Genomic DNA, 2,295 nt, shown 5'->3' with positions numbered 1-2,295 from the left:
GGAGACGACCAAGGGCGGCATCATTCTCACCGGCTCCGCCAAGGAGAAGCCCTCCGTGGCTGAAGTGATTTCCGTGGGCCCCGGCGGCAACGTGGACGGCAAGGACGTGGTCATGACCGTGAAAGCCGGCAACAAGGTGATCACAAGCCAGTATGCCGGAAGCAAGGTTGCGCTGGAAGACGAGGAGTATACCGTGGTGCGCCAGAGTGAGATTCTGGCCATCGTGGACTAAAGCAGTCTCAAAAACAACTTCTTAAATTTGGAGGTAATGCAATATGTCTAAACTGATTAAGCGCGGCGAGGACGCCCGCAAGGCGCTGCAGGCCGGCGTGGACACTCTGGCCGATACCGTCAAGGTTACCCTGGGCCCCAAGGGCCGCAACGTGGTGCTGGACAAGAAGTACGGCGCGCCCCTGATTACCAACGACGGCGTGACCATCGCCAAGGAAATCGAGCTGCCCGATCCCTTTGAGAACATGGGCGCGCAGCTGGTGAAGGAAGTCTCTACCAAGACCAACGATGTGGCTGGAGACGGCACCACCACCGCAACCCTTCTGGCGCAGGCCATGATTTCCGAGGGCCTGAAGAATCTGGCCGCCGGAGCGAATCCCATTGTGGTGCGCAAGGGCATGGCCAAGGCTGTGGAAGTTGCCGTGGCAGAGATCAAAAAGCAGTCTAAGAAGGTGGACGGCATCAAGGATATCGCCCGCGTGGGCGCCGTCTCCTCTGGCGACGAGGAAATCGGCAAGCTGATTGCCGACGCCATGGACAAGGTTTCCGCCGACGGCGTGATTACCATTGAGGAGTCCAAGACGGCCGAGACTTACAGCGAGGTCGTGGAGGGCATGCAGTTTGACCGGGGCTACATCACCCCCTATATGTGCACCGACACTGAGAAGATGGAGGCCAACATCGACGACGCCTACATCCTCATCACTGACAAGAAGATTTCCGTCATTACCGATATTCTTCCCTTGCTGGAGCAGCTTGTGCAGTCCGGCAAGAAGCTGCTGATTGTGGCTGAGGACGTGGAGGGCGAGGCCCTGAGCACCCTGATCGTGAACCGTCTGCGGGGCACGCTGAACGTGGTGTGCGTCAAGGCTCCCGGCTTTGGCGACCGCCGCAAGGAAATGCTGCAGGACATCGCCGTCCTCACCGGCGGCACCGTGGTGTCCGAGGAGGTGGGTCTTGAGCTGAAGACCGCCACGCTGGATATGCTAGGCCGCGCCCGTCAGGTGAAGGTCACCAAGGAAAACACCACCATCGTGGACGGCGCGGGCGAAAGCCAGGCCATCAAGGATCGTGTGGGCCAGATTCGCGCCCAGATTAGCAACACTACCTCCGAGTATGACAAAGAGAAGCTTCAGGAGCGTCTGGCGAAGCTGGCTGGCGGCGTTGCCGTCGTAAAGGTCGGCGCAGCCACCGAGACGGAGATGAAGGAAAAGAAGCTCCGCATGGAGGACGCACTGAACGCCACCCGCGCGGCTGTTGAGGAGGGCGTTGTCGCTGGCGGCGGCACCATCTTCATCAACGTCATTTCCGCCGTGGAGGCTCTGATTCCCTCCATGGAGGGCGACGAGAAGACCGGCGTGCGCCTGATTGCCAAGGCGCTGGAAGCCCCCATCCGCCAGATCGCGGCCAACGCCGGGCTGGACGGCTCCGTGATTCTGGAGAAGGTCCGCGATTCCGGCAAGGCGGGCTATGGCTTCGACGCTTATAAGGAAGAGTACTGCGACATGGTCACCGCCGGTATCATTGACCCCGCCAAGGTGACTCGTTCCGCTCTGGAGAATGCCGCCAGCGTGGCTTCCATGGTGCTGACCACAGAGTCTCTGGTGGCTGACAAGCCCGAGCCTCCCGCGCCCGCGCCCGCCGCACCCGACATGGGCGGCATGTACTAAGAGAAAGTCTTGCGCCGGGGGCGTTTTCACGCCCCCGGCGAATCCCTCTTTTGCAAAAATGGATATTTGATGAGAGATTTTCCCGAAAACCTCTTGACAAAAATAGGCGTTATCTGGTAGAGTAATCCTCGCCCGCCACACCGGCGAGCAAATTTGGCGGCATAGCTCAGTTGGCTAGAGCATGCGGTTCATACCCGCAGTGTCCCCGGTTCGAATCCAGGTGCCGCTACCAGAATTCCCACGGGACACGGCGTGTCCCGTGGGGGTTCGCGAAAAGTTGATATGGCCAGGTGGGCAAGGGGATAAGACACGGGCCTATCACGGATGTAAGAGGGGTTCGAAGCCCGGACGGGGAAGCAAAGCTGTCTGGCTGGAAGGGCCGGTGGGCGGGTGT

At 60.2% G+C, this 2,295-nt stretch carries 2 protein-coding genes and 1 tRNA gene; all 3 read left to right on the top strand.

Annotation, left to right across the window (positions count from 1 at the left end; all coding sequences use genetic code 11):
• Positions 1-232 (top strand): co-chaperone GroES (locus RTK01_RS16630; RefSeq protein ID WP_312282035.1); only part of this gene is annotated, 232 nt, incomplete at its 5' end.
• Between the two features lie 43 nt (positions 233-275).
• Positions 276-1,901: a chaperonin GroEL gene (groL, locus tag RTK01_RS16625; protein WP_312282034.1), complete on the top strand. Its 1,626-nt coding sequence runs from the start codon at positions 276-278 to the stop codon at positions 1,899-1,901.
• A gap of 155 nt (positions 1,902-2,056) precedes the next feature.
• Positions 2,057-2,133: transfer RNA gene (locus RTK01_RS16620), tRNA-Met, on the top strand.
• The last annotated feature ends 162 nt before the right edge of the window (positions 2,134-2,295 follow it).

The organism is Oscillibacter sp., from assembly GCF_031978065.1.
In the GTDB taxonomy this organism is placed as follows: domain Bacteria; phylum Bacillota; class Clostridia; order Oscillospirales; family Oscillospiraceae; genus Oscillibacter.
Note: the sequence above shows the minus strand (reverse complement) of the source record. Positions and strands in the feature narration are given on the sequence as shown.